The organism is Pseudomonas umsongensis (assembly GCF_012647205.1).
GTDB lineage: Bacteria > Pseudomonadota > Gammaproteobacteria > Pseudomonadales > Pseudomonadaceae > Aquipseudomonas > Aquipseudomonas umsongensis.
Map to the genome: position 1 here is coordinate 5,742,170 of NZ_CP051487.1, position 16,085 is coordinate 5,758,254.

Genomic DNA, 16,085 nt, shown 5'->3' on the forward strand with positions numbered 1-16,085 from the left:
GTCACCGTCAAGATCTCGATTGTCAGTTCGTCATCAAGGACCAAGCCAAGCTCGTAAGCAGTTCTGGTGGTAGATCGAAGATTATGTCGCCACTTTCATCTGTGGAGTCATGGCATTTGGCTGCCAGCTCTGAGTTTCACTGATGATCTAACTCCGCATTACGGGGACACGTCAAAATGCTCGCAATTTTTCATGATGCCGATCACGGTAAGAGGTCGCGACAGGCCGATTTCTATCTATAACCAACCGAGGCCTCAGGTAGATAGGGGTATGACCGGTTAGAAAAATGCCCGTAGACAGCGAGGGCAAACTAGGAGTAACGCATGATAACTTTGAGATATCTTTTGAGCTCGGAGCTTTCTTTGTCTGTTGCAGAATTGATATTCATGCGTAACAAGCACATGCAAAAAGGCCGCCCATTTGCTAGCGCTTTGTTTGCCAAAGTTGCGTCGCGTGCGGCTGTGAGATTAGCCACATTAGTGGCTCAACTACAAGTAAACACAACGAGATGCAATGTACTGAACGGTTCACGCTTCTATTTAATTGGAAAAATAATTTTGACCTTTTGAGACTTTAGACTTTCCATAAGCGCATCAAGCTTGCATTGCAACGCAACATTTTTTTCGAGGATCTTATCATAATCAGAACGTAACGCTTGGAGATCAAGTTCGGTCACATGATGACTTTCCGAAAGTGCTAGAAACTTGCTCTTCCATTGAGCCGCTAATTCTGTTTTAGATTTCCGTTGAGAATTATAGTTTTTCTTCGGCAGGAACTGATCCAACCACGCGTCAACATGAGAGTTTAGCTCGCGCTGCTTATCGGAAAATATCGTCGTCTTTCCAATACCGGCTCTTCTGCATACCTCATTTTTAGATATTTTACCTCCATTATAAGGGTAAACCCCCCCATTCAATTGAATCTCCTCACGCATATCATCAAGCATATTTTTAACTTTTGTAAAAATAAGTTGAGTACGTGCAGATCCGTTTCGAATAGCAGCCTGCTTATAATTATTCATAACCGCCCTCAAGAGCCAATTTAAGCGCACAATAATCAGGGTCGTCGAGCAGTGTCTTTTCAATGTCGGGAAACCTTGAAGCCTCAGTGCTAATTTGTCCAACGATGCACTCTAACAACAGTAGATTGTTTTCTGACCTAGCTCTTATACCGTCGCCCATCAAAACTTCCAACACCTTCGCCGTGTCACGCCTCAGTGTACGATCCTCGATACGATTTACACAGTCTGAACCGCATACGCAAGGCATAAAATCCTTCAAAGGCTTAGTACATATCACCCCAGGGCGTATCAATCGATATCCCTCGCCATTTAAGCTGAGTAAACTGCCTAACTCATATGCCGTATTAACACCCCAAGTTTTATCTGACTGTAGTAGGAGACTCTCACGCGCTTTAACAGCTGAGAGTACTCCCGGCATTGCACCTCCACCATACCCCCCATACTTTTCAAAAGGAGAGCGTTCAGTAGTTAAATTGTCATGCACTCGCTCAACAATATCCCTACAGCGCATGATACGCATCTCTCGAGAAATCTGTGATATTTCAGCTTGCAAAGTTTTGTCAGTTAAAATGTAAGATAAAGTCATACCAACATCCTTGTGACCGAACAACTGCATTAGCACCCTAGGACTTTCTGTTATGGCTAGCGCTGCGAGTCTAGCAATTGTCTTACGAAACCGATGCGAATGGACTCTAACTCCTTCTGGCTTGGACGTTACACCCAAACGGACACATAGGTACATCAATGCGTTATTGAGATCGATTAGTTGGTCACCTACCCTTCCCCCTTTACCCCTAGCGTCAAGTCTTATCCACAAAGGCGGATTATCCCTATGGCTACTCTCCCGTCCCCTTTGATCAGCTAAACTCTCACATAAGTCCGCCAGTTCGGTTTGTTGTTTTAAAACGTCAATAATAAGTGGTGGAACAACCCAATCACGGTTTTCGCCAGCGAAAAACTTACTTAGCTTATAAGTTTTGCCATTGATGGTGAGTGGCCCCTCAGAGGACTCTACGAAACATTTCCTAGGTATAGATAGAATTTCTTGACTTCTACCCGCAACAGCAAGCATTACAAGCCATAAATGCGCTCCCTGCAAAGCAGCGCAAGCAGCCTTAAACTGAACAAAGTCTTTGGGAGGCCAATACCCCCAAGATAAGTATTCAGTCATTTTACCGTTTATTCGGGCCGGACCAACGTACAATGAGTAATCCAATACGTCCGCCCCTTCACGCTCCTTAAATTCACAAAAATAATTTGCTGTAAACTTTTGTACTAAAGTTGGAAATAGTGAGGCATCGCTATCCTTCGCGATCTGTACAAGCTCGTTCCCGAGATCTATAATTTTCGGCCCAATCGTTTTAACTAGCCTTAAAACCTTGGGACCTATTTCAGACATAAACCAATCAGGTAGTGGTAACCATGGTTCACGAACCCGTTCCTTTTGTGGTTCAACTTTATCACCACGAGGGTTAAATTCTGTTTCAACCGAAGCGTCACAGAAGATATCTGACAACAAACCCATTTCATGGAATTTTTTCATCCTTGCCAGCTCTGCGCTTATGGACCGATGGTTGTTTTTAAGCTTCTGAACATCATCAGTTGTCAATATTAAGAACAAGCTAATGGGTGAAGTTTCGGCCACTAGCTTACACTTAATTGCAGTTGCTATTAGGCGAGCAATATGATCCCTAAGTGTTTTTGAGATGGTTGTAATATCAAGGCAACCACTTACAAACCTTAAGGAAGATGGACCAATACGTAATAGCAGCGCATATCTGGCTAACCAAAGCTCAGACTGATCAAGCAACTCGAAAAATAGAGGAGTTTGTAAATACGCCCCCATCTTAGATTGTATTTCGTATCGAAAATTGACAGCTTCAAGGGACGGAGTAATATTCCTGCCCGTTAGCTCTGGGCCGGTTCTCCAAATGCCATATACCGAGCCATGCCCGAGTGCCTCTTGACATTTAATGACTGTCGCTTTATCAAAATACTGTATTTTATCAACACTATATTCGCTCAAAACTTTAGCTTTTGAATGCCCAATAAATTCATTATCGCTAAATCCCTGATATTTAACAGAGCGCATATTCACCCCTATAACCCAGGTACTATGTGTTGTCCTGCGGCAATCTTTTCTTGCCAGTAATTACGTGAACTCAAAACATCGGCAACGTTAAATATAGACAAAGCGAGTTCAACATTTTCCATTTCGATGTCAAAATTTGAAGTTGACCAAGCCTCATACGGAATCGTTAGTTTTATAGCTACTAATTCCTCTGCACGCATCGCGATCCCATGCAAAGACTCAGGTAATATTATTGCGTTTTCTGGACATATAAGACATCTTTGCGAACTACACCTTGATTTGCCTACGGTCTGAGTACTAATTGGCGGAGACTTAGGATCTTTACATGCAACACTCAATCGACTACGCTCTAAACTTCGAAACTGTTTGAGAATTTCAACTTCCGCCTCAGGAACTGCACCAAACCTATTCTGATACGCCAAAAGCGTAGTGTCGATACGCCCTTCGCTTAGTTGAACGAAAAAAGTATTCAAAAACGACAGAAGCTGAGCATCCCTTTCGACATTTGAAATATTATTATCGATATATCTCTGGGTTGTTGATAATCTTTTATGAACCAACGCCCTCATCACGGGCAGAATATTCCCACCACTACTTTCCCAAACATACTGCGCAAACATGTCGCGAAAATCGCTAGCCACGACTCGAGGTATGGAGTCGTGGCCGCCCAATAACAGCTCCGTATTTATTTTCGGTATTAACACATCCAAATAATTGACTTTAGACTTAGCAAGAGCGCTCATTGCCGTAGTAGAATTTCTGGAAGGCCAAGATATCGCACCCAATTTATTAACATATAACCATACAGAACGGGTGCCTTCGGTCAATTTCTGTACTAATTCGTATTGATCTTTGAGGTCAACCGAACTGTGAGCTTGCTTAGACATCACCATACTGGTTAACTTTTTCTCAGCTGAAATCAAGGATAATTTCAACTGATCTCGAAGAGGCCGGGTTTGGCCAATGACTTTCTTTATCACAGCACCGGGCCCAAAGCTCGTCTTCCAGAGACCGATCACAGGCATCGCTTTTTCATTGGATCGAACTTTATGACCAACAAGCACATATCTATTAGGATCAGAAGGATGATCATAAAGCCAATCACTTTCTTTACTGGAATCTAAACTGTTTAAAACACTCACATTCCACCCCGTTGTTGCAAGACACATGTGAAATGCCGTTAATATATCCCAATGATTGGGAAAATTTAGCTCCCACAATTTGCGCATGTGGAGACCGTCGGAAACCCGGTTATCCCTAATTAGCCAAGGCAGTACACTTTGAACATGAGGTGAGTCGGGCACATAATCCCCTGTGAGTCGTTGTGCTTGGCTCATAAAAACGAATGCGGCGAGTCCATCAGCCTGGGCAGGAGTGGTAGGTCGAAACCCATCAAGTTTAACCTGATCTTGATCAGCCCAACGTACTTCAACTTTTGCCCACTCTTGTTTCAAAGCTATTCGCAGCAGAAAAATCTTCTTTTCATCAGGCAAAGATCTAACGACATCTTTTTCAGGAGGTGTATCCCAATATAGCTTAGCCCGGCCAGAAGCTTCTAAAGTATTATTCACAACTCTCAAAAACCAACGGAAAGTATCAGGGCTTAACGTACGATATGCGGCATCATAATGAACTACATTCAGTTCACTGATATCTCGCAATGGCCTGATTGGCTCATCTGAAGATATCGACAGCAAGGCCTCCACCGTGTCGAATATCCGATACCAGGATCTCAGGCACATCAGTGCGGAATCTACCGAAAACGAGCTGTAATCTTTCATAACCTTCTTAATCGAAGGTGCAAGCTGAAGGATCAACTCAGGCCGCCCCAAAAATGAACCTGATGACTTTCTTTTGCCTATATAACCTTCTTTAAACTCGGTGAGATCAACAAATGTTTGCCTAGTTTCATGGCAAGTCCAGAATGTCAGCTCAGTTTCTGAATTGATAATACTTGAAATCGTTGAGACTCTGCTAAGTAATATTTCGTCGCTTTCTTCCTGTTTCTTTAAATATTCCCGGACCATGAACTGCTAGCCCTCAGTAATTTCATCAATCCAATTTAATTGAAAATTTACATTTGAACCAATTCGGTCTGATAGCCACTGCAGATAAATAACAGTAGTATCTGATGAGCGGTGCCGTAGTTGAGGTTGGATTTCCAACTGAATACAAGTTTCAGCACTCATAACTACAGCCCTCCGAATTTCATCCACGCTGTCAGTTCCTAACGCCTTTTCCAGCAACAACCTTTGCTGCTCAAGCCGTTCCCACAGCACGGTACAGGCCCAATAATCTCTGCATCGATGAGGGCTCCATCCCTTGGGTGGGTCTGCCAATCTCCAAAGTTCATAAATATTATCCGCAGTGTAGCGGCGACCACTGATTGGATTTAAAAAAAGATGCACGCATTCATTGCGAATTTTGATTTGTTCTCTAGCGCTGCGGCCTTCAAACACTCGTATACTCAACGCTTTCAACCTAAGCGTGCGCCGGTAATCATGCAATCTCAATGCGAGCTTATAGGGAACTCTTATGGTCCCAACCGGGCCAATTTTGTCGCCATGATCAATACCAAAATCAGGTCCTTTTGTTCCATACTTAATCTCTACTAAAACAGTTTTGAGCTCGTCTGATACATGTGGATTTGCGATTACCCAATCATCTATTTTAATTGGTATAGTATCAACCCTGAAACAAGCTGCCTCATTGAGGCGAATCGCGGTTTCCATCATAAGGTCAACTATCAATGCTTCAACCGCCCCTCTCACCGCCCTTGTCTCAACACGTTTGTACCAAGCAGCTAGCATACTCTGAGGCGGGAATGTAATCATTCGCTTGCTCGGCGTTGCTCTTGTTACACCGCTCTTACCCGCTCGCCCTGCGGATTCACCTCCAGATCCAAGCTCAGAGTTTATGACAAGCCTAGCCTCTTCATATCTCAGCTTTTTATGAGTTAGCCACTCAAAATACTCCATTGCGGTATCTGCACGAACATTAACCGTAGCCACTGACAATCGTTTACCCTTAACGGCCCAAGCGCCGCCAGACATATCTGATTTATAATCTATAATGATGTCTATTTCGGACGGACAGGTCGCAGGGTCCCTGCCATTAACATCGCACCACTCAAGAAAGTTGGCTAACCGATTAGCATAGTTCTTAACCGATATTGCCGATAATAAAAATACTCTGCCTTTCTTTCGACATTTTAATGGCTTCCAAACCCCTAACCCGCGTTCTTGAAGAAATTGACTTCCCGCCCGGTGAAAGCCTGGCCTACTATCGAATATGCAAGGGATATCTGACACTTTTCCATAGCCAGAATCTCGAAGGATATTTGGGTCCGTATAAACAACCTGGAACGAATAACCCATAATCTCACGCTCCATTTGCATCAATTCACTCTAGCGGGCAGAAGCAGAATCGCAACCTAAAAATAGCGCCAATCGACAAACGGATATGGTGATCATCCACAATCAGCACTTTATTCATGGGCAAGTCCAATTTCGCTATTCGATTTTTTAGAACCCGCACAATAGCCTAGTCGTTTCCCCCCTGGCATGTCGCTCCCCCCGGCCACTCGCACCCAGAGACATTCCCTACAGAAATTAGAGACTTTTCTTACAAAAAACCCAAGAAACCCCAGGACAGAAAACCTTAATTGAGGACTTGACTTTCCAATTGAGATTATTTTTTTGTATCGACCTGCAACAAAATAACCTGGGGAATTTAATTTTCAGACAGCGAACAGACATGTATCGACCCGCCCCACAAACTCAAAGGTAACTAAGGTTATCCAATATCCTCTCCTCCCCAAAAATATCACACATGACTTATCAACTCGCCCTTACAGCAAAAACCAACACATCATCGCCCTTATGGAAACGATAAACAGCAAGGGTGCCGGCCTGACATTAAATTACTTGAAAAATAAAAACTCCGGGATGCCCAAGATCAGTTAGATGCATTAAATTAAAAACAAACACCACACCAAATAACAGTACGAGGATAAAAAATGGATAAGCTCAAAAAAAGCATAAGCAATCCCATGACAGTGATTGCAATATTTGCAACTCTGTCAGAAACATCAGCGGCCGTTACATTGCCGTTCCTTGATGACGATGACAGAGACGTCTACATCTGGTTCCTGATCAGCTTTCCCTTTTATCTGCTGTTGCTATTCTTCGCAACGCTCAACTTCAACTATCGATCGCTGTACGCCCCCTCTGACTTTGAGAAGGGAAAACATTTCATAAAATTCATGGACGGTGCTGAGCAACCCGAAAACGGGAAGAATAGAAAGTCCGCTGGCAGGACATCAGGCAGTGGCGGCCGATCCACTCGCCGCCCCTCCAAGGCACAGGATCCACCTTCGAAATCGGTCCCTGGCGTCGCCCTTTCGGCGCTACACCGCCTACGCCTGCCTGAACGGTTGAGGGACCTGTATGTCGTTGATGCACGCGCGATGACAGGCAACGCCGAGCTCTGCCACTTGATGGAGAGCATTCACAACGAACCGGGGAAAGCTGCGCGTGCAGTCGTATTCCTCACCTGCAACGCGTCAGATTCAATACTGAAGGAAGGCGCGGAAAACCCTGTAAAACACGCGAAGAGATCCTGCCGCACTACATTTTGTGCTGCCTACAATTTGAATTCACAGGGCTTGACGGTCATTGATCAACAGTTGCCAAGCGACGCACGACAGCCCGTGGCGTTTGACGATCAATCTGAAGGGAAGGATGTGCGAGGAAAAAGCAAAAAGCCGGAAGTATGTTGATGCAGGCAGACACCCACTTTTCAAAATGTGTGGCCCCGTCGATGACCGGGCCACACATTCCATTACATCAAAGGTCTCAGAACAGCTTGCGACCTTTGTTCGCTGCGATACGCATGCGCAAGGCGTTGAGCTTGATGAAGCCCGCTGCGTCGGCCTGGTTGTACGCGCCGCCATCTTCTTCGAAAGTGGCAATGTTGGCGTCGAACAACGACTCGTCGGACTTGCGTCCGGTGACGATCACGTTGCCCTTGTACAGTTTCAGGCGAACCACACCATTCACGTGTGCCTGGGAGGCATCGATCATCTGTTGCAACATCAGACGCTCAGGGCTCCACCAGTAACCGGTGTAGATCAGGCTGGCATACTTGGGCATCAGCTCGTCCTTGAGGTGAGCTACTTCGCGGTCCAGGGTGATCGATTCGATCGCACGGTGGGCACGCAGCATGATGGTGCCGCCAGGGGTTTCGTAGCAGCCACGGGACTTCATGCCCACGTAACGGTTTTCGACGATGTCCAGGCGGCCGATACCGTGCTCGCCACCGATGCGGTTCAGGGTCGCCAACACGGTGGCAGGAGTCATTTCGACGCCGTCCAGTGCCACGATATCGCCGTTGCGGTAGGTCAGTTCCAGGTACTGCGGTTTGTCGGGCGCCTTCTCCGGGGAGACGGTCCAACGCCACATGTCTTCTTCGTGCTCGGTCCAGGTGTCTTCCAGCACGCCGCCTTCATAGGAGATGTGCAGCAGGTTGGCATCCATCGAGTACGGGGATTTTTTCTTGCCGTGACGCTCGATCGGGATGGCGTGCTTTTCGGCGTAATCCATCAGCTTCTCGCGGGACAGCAGGTCCCACTCGCGCCATGGAGCGATCACTTTCACACCTGGTTTCAGGGCATAGGCGCCCAGTTCGAAACGAACCTGGTCGTTACCCTTGCCGGTGGCGCCGTGGGAAATGGCGTCAGCACCGGTTTCGTTGGCGATTTCGATCAGGCGTTTGGCGATCAACGGACGAGCGATGGAAGTACCCAGCAGGTACTCGCCTTCGTAAACGGTGTTGGCGCGGAACATCGGGAAAACGAAATCGCGCACGAACTCTTCGCGCAAGTCGTCGATGTAGATCTCTTTCACGCCCATGGCTTGAGCCTTGGCACGCGCAGGTTCGACCTCTTCGCCCTGACCCAGGTCAGCGGTGAAGGTCACCACTTCACAGTTATAAGTATCCTGCAGCCACTTGAGGATCACCGAAGTGTCCAGGCCGCCGGAATACGCCAGAACGACCTTGTTTACGTCCGCCATGCCATCACTCCACGGGGTTCTACGGAAAGCCGTCAAGTCTACCGCCCATACAGAATAATTTACAGTGGCGCGACAGCTTATGACGACGAAGCGACAGATTATGTCGAGAGCGCGACGATGACCGAAGGGTCAGGAAGTTGCCGAAGCGGTAGGCTTCGTCGCTTGAGGGGCCACCTGCTCCGCGGGGGCTCCCCGCTCCAGGCGTATCGCCACGCGGCGGTTTTTCGCCCGGTTTATGTTGCTGGTATTGGGTGCCAGTGGATAGCGCTCGCCATGGAAACGCAGGGTGATCTGTGACTCCTGGATGCCGTTGGCCTTGAAAAACTCCATCACCGCCAGCGCCCGGCGCCGTGACAGGTCACGGTTGGTCAGGCGATTGCCGCTGTTGTCGGAGTGGCCGTCCAGTTCGATGCGATTGACGGTCGGATCGGCCTTCATGTATTCCAGCATGACTTGCAGCCTGGCTTTGGCGGGCCCGTCCAGATCGATACCGCCACCGGGAAAGCCGACCTGGGATTGCTTCACCTGATCGAAGTTCTGCGGCAGCAACTTGGCCACGCAGCCCTGATAATCGGCAAACGCCTTGTTGAACCTGACCGGCAACAAACGCACCTCCGATACCCGGCCATCGCCCGAGGAGTGCCGGACCACGGGGCTGCGTCCGTCGATCAGGCCGCTGATCAAGCGTCCGGCCTGGGCCTGTGAGCTGTTGAACAGGACATTGCCGCTGCCGATCCGTACCGTGCCCAGATTGATATCACCACGTCCTGGCTGCCAAGGCGCGGCGGCGGCCAACAAAGTGGCAGAACCACCGCCCATCATTGCGTTGTACGCATTCAAACGAAATATCGCCTGCTCGCCAGCGCGGCGCACGAACTGGCCCGAGCCGAAATCAGTGACCGGCTGCGTCAGCCGGCACTCGAACTTGTCGCCTTCGACCGTCCACTCAATGCTCTCCAGGCGAGTCTGGAAAGTGAGTGCCATTGCGGGAAGGCTGGCAAACACACTGAGCAAGGCTAAATAACGCTGGCGCACGGGAGGCTCCACTGGCTTCTACGACAAAAAGACCGACACACAGATGTTTACGGCATACCTGTTGGATATCGGAAGCTTCCCGTAAAACTTGATAGCGGGTGCCTGCAAGAGTCTTTTCCGGTAGCATTCCCTTGAGTTTGACCCGCCTGGAATCCCCTCATGTCCGACCGCCTGACCCTGCTGCGTCCCGACGACTGGCATATTCATCTTCGCGATGGTGCCGTGTTGACCAATACCGTCGCGGATGTCGCGCGCACCTTTGGCCGCGCCATCATCATGCCCAACCTGGTACCGCCGGTGCGCAATGCGGCTGAAGCCGACGGCTATCGCCAGCGGATTCTCGCTGCCCGCCCGGCCGGCAGCCCGTTTGAACCGCTGATGGTCCTGTACCTCACCGACCGCACCCAGCCTGAAGAAATTCGCGAGGCCAAGGCCAGCGGTTTCGTTCACGCCGCCAAGCTGTACCCGGCCGGCGCGACCACCAACTCGGACTCGGGCGTCACCAGCATCGACAAGATTTTCCCTGCACTCGAGGCCATGGCCGAAGTCGGGATGCCTTTGCTGATCCACGGTGAAGTCACCCGCGGCGATGTCGACGTGTTCGACCGCGAAAAAATCTTCATCGATGAGCACATGCGTCGGGTGGTCGAGCGTTTCCCGACGCTCAAGGTGGTGTTCGAACACATCACCACCGCCGACGCCGTGCAGTTCGTCAACTCGGCTTCGGCCAACGTTGGCGCGACCATCACCGCGCATCACCTGCTGTACAACCGCAATCACATGCTGGTGGGTGGAATTCGGCCGCACTTCTATTGCTTGCCGATCCTCAAGCGCAATACGCACCAGGAAGCCCTGCTCGACGCCGCCACCAGCGGCAGCGAAAAGTTCTTCCTCGGCACCGATTCGGCGCCCCACGCCCAGCACGCCAAAGAAGCCGCTTGCGGCTGCGCCGGCTGCTACACCGCCTATGCGGCGATCGAGATGTACGCCGAGGCGTTCGAACAACGTAACGCGCTGGACAAGCTCGAAGCCTTCGCCAGCCTCAACGGCCCGCGTTTCTATGGCCTGCCGGCCAACACCGATCGCATTACCCTGGTCCGCGAAGAATGGACCGCCCCGACCAGCCTGCCGTTTGGCGAGTTGACCGTTATCCCGCTGCGCGCCGGTGAAAAACTGCGCTGGCGCCTGCTGGAGGAACACGCGTGAGTGAAGACCATTTCGACGACGAACAGGAAGGTCAAGGCGGTGGTGGCGGTTCCCGTCATCCAATGGCCGCCAGGTTTCGTGGCTACCTGCCGGTTGTCGTCGACGTAGAAACCGGTGGTTTCAACTCGGCCACCGACGCCCTGCTGGAAATTGCTGCAACCACGATCGCCATGGATGAAAAGGGTTTTGTGTACCCCGATCACACCTACTTCTTCAGGGTCGAGCCTTTTGAAGGTGCGAACATCGAAGCGGCAGCCCTGGAGTTCACCGGGATCAAGCTTGATCACCCGCTGCGCATGGCCGTGACTGAAGAAGCGGCGCTGAACGATATCTTCCGCGGCGTGCGCAAGGCACTCAAGGCCAACGGCTGCAAACGGGCGATTCTGGTTGGGCACAACAGCAGCTTCGACCTGGGCTTCCTCAACGCCGCGGTTGCGCGCCTGGACATGAAGCGTAACCCGTTCCATCCATTTTCCAGTTTCGATACCGCGACGCTCGCGGGCCTGGCTTACGGTCAAACCGTGCTGGCCAAGGCCTGTCAGGCCGCCGATATCGACTTCGACGGTCGCGAGGCGCATTCGGCTCGCTACGACACCGAGAAGACTGCCGAGCTGTTCTGCGGCATCGTCAACCGCTGGAAACAAATGGGTGGTTGGGAAGATTTCGACGATTGATTGAAGATTTTCTGCCCTTTGCTCTTTGTAGGAGCCGAGCTTGCTCGCGATGGTCGTGAACGATAACGCGGGCAGTCTGGATTCCCGCGGTGTTCTTGAGTCCATCGTCGGAGCGCCGCCCGGAGCATGCTCGCTCCTACAGGGGTCTTGCGTTTACTCCGCGCATAAAAAAACCGGCCTCAAGGGCCGGTTTTTTTGTACCTGGAGCGTGTGCCTTACAGCGCAGCAGCGTGCTCGGTCAGGTAAGCCGCAACGCCTTCTGGCGAAGCGTTCATACCTTTGTCGCCTTTTTTCCAGTTGGCAGGGCAAACTTCACCGTGCTCTTCGTGGAATTGCAGGGCGTCAACCAGACGCAGCAGCTCTTCCATGTTACGGCCCAGCGGCAGGTCGTTGATGATCTGCGAGCGGACAACGCCTTTGTCGTCGATCAGGAAGGCGCCACGGAATGCCACGCCGTCAGCGGACTGAACGTCGTAGGCCTTCATGACTTCCTGCTTGATGTCGGCAGCCATGGTGTAACGAACTGCGCCGATACCGCCGTCGTTAACCGGGGTGTTGCGCCATGCGTTGTGGGTGAAGTGCGAGTCGATCGACACAGCGACCACTTCAACGTTGCGCGCCTTGAACTCAGACATGCGGTTGTCCAGAGCGATCAGCTCCGACGGGCAAACGAAGGTGAAGTCCAGCGGGTAGAAGAACACCAGGCCGTATTTGCCTTTGATGGCCGACGACAGGGTGAAGCTGTCTACGATTTCGCCATTGCCGAGTACGGCCGGTACGGTGAAGTCAGGGGCTTGTTTGCCTACGAGTACGCTCATTGGATATCTCCTGGTGTAGAAGCGTTAAGAACAAGGTTTGCATCAGCCTGCCACCCTCAGGCGACAGCCCTGTGACACAAACCCGTTTCGAAAAGACCGGCCATCATACACCGCGTTTTTGGCGTGTCCGTAACGGTTTCTCCCCTGAGCGTAAAAAAGGACGAAGGGTCATCGGGATGGCAGCACACTGCGGACCAACCGTTCGTCAGACCTGGCAAAAAGTGCTCTCAAAGCACTTTGACAATCATTCTCGTTAACATTAAGATCCATCGCATTCGAGACATCAACAAGCGACGGTCTTCACTTATGTATGTTTGCCTCTGCACTGGCGTCACCGACGGCCAAATCCGCGATGCGATCTATGAAGGATGCTGCAGCTACAAGGAAGTGCGCCAGGCCACCGGCGTTGCCAGTCAATGCGGCAAATGTGCCTGCCTTGCCAAGGAAGTGGTCCGCGAGACCCTGACCAAGTTGCAGACGGCCCAGGCTTCGATCCCGTTTCCAGTTGAATTTACTGCCGCCTAAATCCCGCATTTCAAAGAACCGGACTCATGTCCGGTTTTTTTATGTCTGCAAATCAACTGCTTAGGCGCTAGACGCGGAACACAAACATTCTTATTCCGATTAATTTTTATATATGATTCAATAACTTAGGTTTGACACTCTTAGTAGTGCGGCTCAAACTCTGCCTTATAGACAGCTAATACAGGGCAGGACCCCATCATGAAAGGCGACGTTACAGTCATCCAGCATCTCAACAAGATCCTTGCCAATGAACTGGTCGCGATCAATCAATACTTCCTGCATGCACGCATGTACGAAGATTGGGGCCTGAACAAGCTCGGCAAGCACGAGTACCACGAATCCATCGACGAGATGAAGCACGCGGACAAGCTGATCAAGCGCATCCTGTTCCTTGAAGGCCTGCCGAACGTCCAGGACCTGGGCAAGCTGCAAATCGGCGAGCACACCCAGGAAATGCTTGAGTGTGACCTGCGTATCGAGAAGACTGGACATGCCGACCTGAAAGCGGCCATCGCGCATTGTGAAACAGCGGGCGACTTCGGCAGCCGTGAATTGCTTGAAGATATCCTTGAATCCGAAGAAGAACATATCGACTGGCTGGAAACCCAACTGGGACTGATCGACAAGATCGGAATCGAGAACTACCTGCAATCGCAGATGGGCGACGACGAGTAAGTTCTACACTGCCCGCCTCGATGTAACAGAAGGCCCCGCGCTCTTTTAAAGAGGCGGGGCTTTTTTGTTTCAATTTGCCAATGTCTCAACCGGCCCAGGGGATTTTTCCTAAAGCCTGCTCCCCACAAGTCGATAACCTGGCATCGATAGCCGTGGGTGATCCACTGATCACCTCACCACCTTTTTCCACAGAAGGTTTTTATGTCCTCCACCAAAGCCCGCGCAGATTCACTTTCGCTTCTGCTGTTTACCTTGCGCAGTGGCAAGCTGATGGCGATCAACCTGCTCAAAGTCAGTGAAATCATCCCTTGCCCACCACTGACCAAACTCCCCGAATCGCACCCCCATGTCAAAGGCATCGCCACCCTGCGCGGCACGTCGTTGTCGGTAATCGACCTCAGCCGCGCCATCGGTGAGCGTCCGCTGGAAGACCCTGACGGTGGGTGCCTGATCGTCACTGACGTCAGCCGCTCCAAGCAAGGCTTGCATGTCCAGGCGGTGAGCAAGATCGTGCACTGCCTGACCACCGACATCCGTCCGCCACCCTTCGGCTCTGGCGGTTCGCGCTCGTACATCACCGGCGTGACCTCGGTCGACGGCACTCTGGTGCAGGTGCTGGACATCGAGAAGGTCATCCATGGCATCGCCCCGGTCCCCATCGACATGGCGCCGACCGAGCTCAGCATGGAAGACGCAGAAATACTGGGCAGCGCTCGTATCCTGGTGGTCGATGACAGCCAGGTGGCGCTGCAGCAATCGGTGCACACCTTGCGCAACCTGGGCCTCCAATGCCATACGGCCCGCAGCGCCAAGGAAGCCATCGACTGCCTGCTGGACCTGCAAGGCACCGCCCAGCAGATCAACCTGATCGTCTCGGACATCGAAATGTCCGAAATGGACGGCTACGCCTTCACCCGTACCCTGCGTGAAACCCCGGACTTCGCGCACCTCTACGTGCTGCTGCATACCTCCCTGGACAGTGCGATGAACAGCGAAAAGGCGCGGCTCGCGGGGGCCAATGCGGTATTGACCAAGTTCTCTTCGCCGGAACTGACCAAGTGCCTGATCGACGCGGCCAAGGCTGTCGCCGAACAAGGTCGTTGAGTCTTGAACGAGCAATTCTGCTATCTCATGCGGCGCAGTCTCGCGCGAGGCGTGCCCGCCCCCGCCTGGCCTCAGGGGATCGTCCTGACCGGCTATCGTCCCGATCAGGCAGAAGAGGTTCACGACTTGCTGGAATTGGGTTACTCCCAAGGAGGCGGCCGCGTCCCGGCCCTGGACGAATGGCAACAGCGTTTTGAATCCGATCCTGAATATGATCCGGCCTTGTGCTTCATCGCCCTGGATGCCCAGGGTATCGCGGGTGTGTGTCAGTGCTGGACCAGCGCCTACATCAAGGATCTGGTGGTGCATCCGCGGGCGCAAGGCCGGGGCTTGGGGCGAGCGTTGCTGCTCAATGCCTTCAAGGTGTTTCAACTGCGGCGCGAAGGGTATGTCGATTTGAAAGTGCTGGAAGACAACGTTCGCGCACAGCAGTTGTATGAAAGGGCTGGGATGCATGTAGTCCGCCGGGAACCAGTGCCGGTCTGACCCAGACCTTCAGGCATACTCAGGCCTTGGCCCACACCCGCCCAAGGATCACCAAACCATGAAAGCCGTCACCCTCACCTTCGTTTGCCTCACGGCCCTCGCTACCCAGGCCCAGGCCTCCAGCCCCGACGCCTGGGCCGCCTTCGACAAAGCCGTACTCGCCAGCTGCACCAAGGCCAGCGGTCTGGCCAATGCCAAACCCGTCGGCAACGCCGCGCAGTTCGATGATCGGGTCGGTTACACCGCGCTGCTGCTGCAAGGCCAGTACCCGCAAAAGCACATGAAAGGCCGACAAGGAACCGAACTGTGCCTCTACAACAAGAAAAGCAAAACAGCCTACGTGACCGAATGGGACTCCATACGCCCAAACTGACA

General features: G+C 51.5%; 15 protein-coding genes. 8 read left to right on the forward strand and 7 right to left on the reverse strand.

The genetic code is table 11. The annotated features are described in order from the left end of the window. Positions 1-535: 535 nt before the first annotated feature. The 4 genes from HGP31_RS25930 to HGP31_RS25945 are packed head-to-tail and all read right to left on the reverse strand — an operon-like array spanning position 536 to position 6,511. Complete coding sequence (locus tag HGP31_RS25930) at positions 536-1,021, reverse strand: hypothetical protein (protein ID WP_168758925.1); 486 nt, start codon at positions 1,019-1,021, stop codon at positions 536-538. Further along, positions 1,014-3,113, reverse strand: coding sequence for a site-specific integrase (locus HGP31_RS25935; protein WP_168758926.1), 2,100 nt, complete (start codon positions 3,111-3,113; stop codon positions 1,014-1,016). Before HGP31_RS25935 ends, HGP31_RS25930 begins: the two co-directional genes overlap by 8 nt. 8 nt (positions 3,114-3,121) lie before the next feature. Next, the gene (locus tag HGP31_RS25940; RefSeq protein WP_168758927.1) at positions 3,122-5,140 is read right to left on the reverse strand and encodes a hypothetical protein; all 2,019 of its coding nucleotides are present in this window, start codon (positions 5,138-5,140) and stop codon (positions 3,122-3,124) included. A gap of 6 nt (positions 5,141-5,146) precedes the next feature. Further along, entirely contained in the window at positions 5,147-6,511 is a 1,365-nt protein-coding gene (locus HGP31_RS25945) for a hypothetical protein (protein ID WP_168758928.1), read from the reverse strand. 620 nt (positions 6,512-7,131) lie between these two features. Here HGP31_RS25945 and HGP31_RS25950 point away from each other — a divergent pair. After that, positions 7,132-7,893: a hypothetical protein gene (locus tag HGP31_RS25950; RefSeq protein WP_020799895.1), complete on the forward strand. Its 762-nt coding sequence runs from the start codon at positions 7,132-7,134 to the stop codon at positions 7,891-7,893. A gap of 76 nt (positions 7,894-7,969) precedes the next feature. Here HGP31_RS25950 and HGP31_RS25955 read toward each other — a convergent pair whose 3' ends face one another. After that, positions 7,970-9,187 (reverse strand): argininosuccinate synthase, encoded by a 1,218-nt coding sequence (locus HGP31_RS25955; protein WP_020799894.1) that lies wholly within the window; start codon positions 9,185-9,187, stop codon positions 7,970-7,972. A gap of 129 nt (positions 9,188-9,316) precedes the next feature. Continuing rightward, a complete protein-coding gene (locus HGP31_RS25960; RefSeq protein ID WP_020799893.1) occupies positions 9,317-10,222 on the reverse strand; it encodes a flagellar protein MotY in 906 nt (301 codons plus the stop codon). Positions 10,223-10,381: 159 nt separating this feature from the next. Here HGP31_RS25960 and pyrC point away from each other — a divergent pair, with 159 nt between their 5' ends. After that, the gene (gene pyrC / locus HGP31_RS25965; protein ID WP_020799892.1) at positions 10,382-11,428 is read left to right on the forward strand and encodes a dihydroorotase; all 1,047 of its coding nucleotides are present in this window, start codon (positions 10,382-10,384) and stop codon (positions 11,426-11,428) included. Beyond that, a complete protein-coding gene (gene rnt / locus HGP31_RS25970; protein ID WP_020799891.1) occupies positions 11,425-12,102 on the forward strand; it encodes a ribonuclease T in 678 nt (225 codons plus the stop codon). The genes pyrC and rnt overlap by 4 nt, the downstream gene beginning before the upstream one ends. A gap of 215 nt (positions 12,103-12,317) precedes the next feature. Here the strand turns inward: rnt and HGP31_RS25975 are convergent, their stop codons facing one another. After that, positions 12,318-12,920: a peroxiredoxin gene (locus tag HGP31_RS25975; RefSeq protein WP_020799890.1), complete on the reverse strand. Its 603-nt coding sequence runs from the start codon at positions 12,918-12,920 to the stop codon at positions 12,318-12,320. 306 nt (positions 12,921-13,226) lie between these two features. Between HGP31_RS25975 and HGP31_RS25980 the strand changes: the two genes are divergently transcribed. The 5 genes from HGP31_RS25980 (at position 13,227) to HGP31_RS26000 (ending at position 16,083) form a co-directional block, all read left to right on the forward strand. Continuing rightward, the gene (locus HGP31_RS25980) at positions 13,227-13,445 is read left to right on the forward strand and encodes a bacterioferritin-associated ferredoxin (protein ID WP_020799889.1); all 219 of its coding nucleotides are present in this window, start codon (positions 13,227-13,229) and stop codon (positions 13,443-13,445) included. A gap of 198 nt (positions 13,446-13,643) precedes the next feature. Then, the gene (bfr, locus tag HGP31_RS25985; protein ID WP_020799888.1) at positions 13,644-14,120 is read left to right on the forward strand and encodes a bacterioferritin; all 477 of its coding nucleotides are present in this window, start codon (positions 13,644-13,646) and stop codon (positions 14,118-14,120) included. Positions 14,121-14,321: 201 nt separating this feature from the next. Further along, positions 14,322-15,224: a chemotaxis protein CheV gene (locus tag HGP31_RS25990; RefSeq protein ID WP_020799887.1), complete on the forward strand. Its 903-nt coding sequence runs from the start codon at positions 14,322-14,324 to the stop codon at positions 15,222-15,224. A 27-nt stretch (positions 15,225-15,251) separates the two neighbouring features. Then, on the forward strand, positions 15,252-15,710 hold the full coding sequence (locus tag HGP31_RS25995; protein WP_033042996.1) for a GNAT family N-acetyltransferase: 459 nt from the start codon (positions 15,252-15,254) through the stop codon (positions 15,708-15,710). Between the two features lie 58 nt (positions 15,711-15,768). Next, a complete protein-coding gene (locus HGP31_RS26000) occupies positions 15,769-16,083 on the forward strand; it encodes a hypothetical protein (protein ID WP_020799885.1) in 315 nt (104 codons plus the stop codon). The last annotated feature ends 2 nt before the right edge of the window (positions 16,084-16,085 follow it).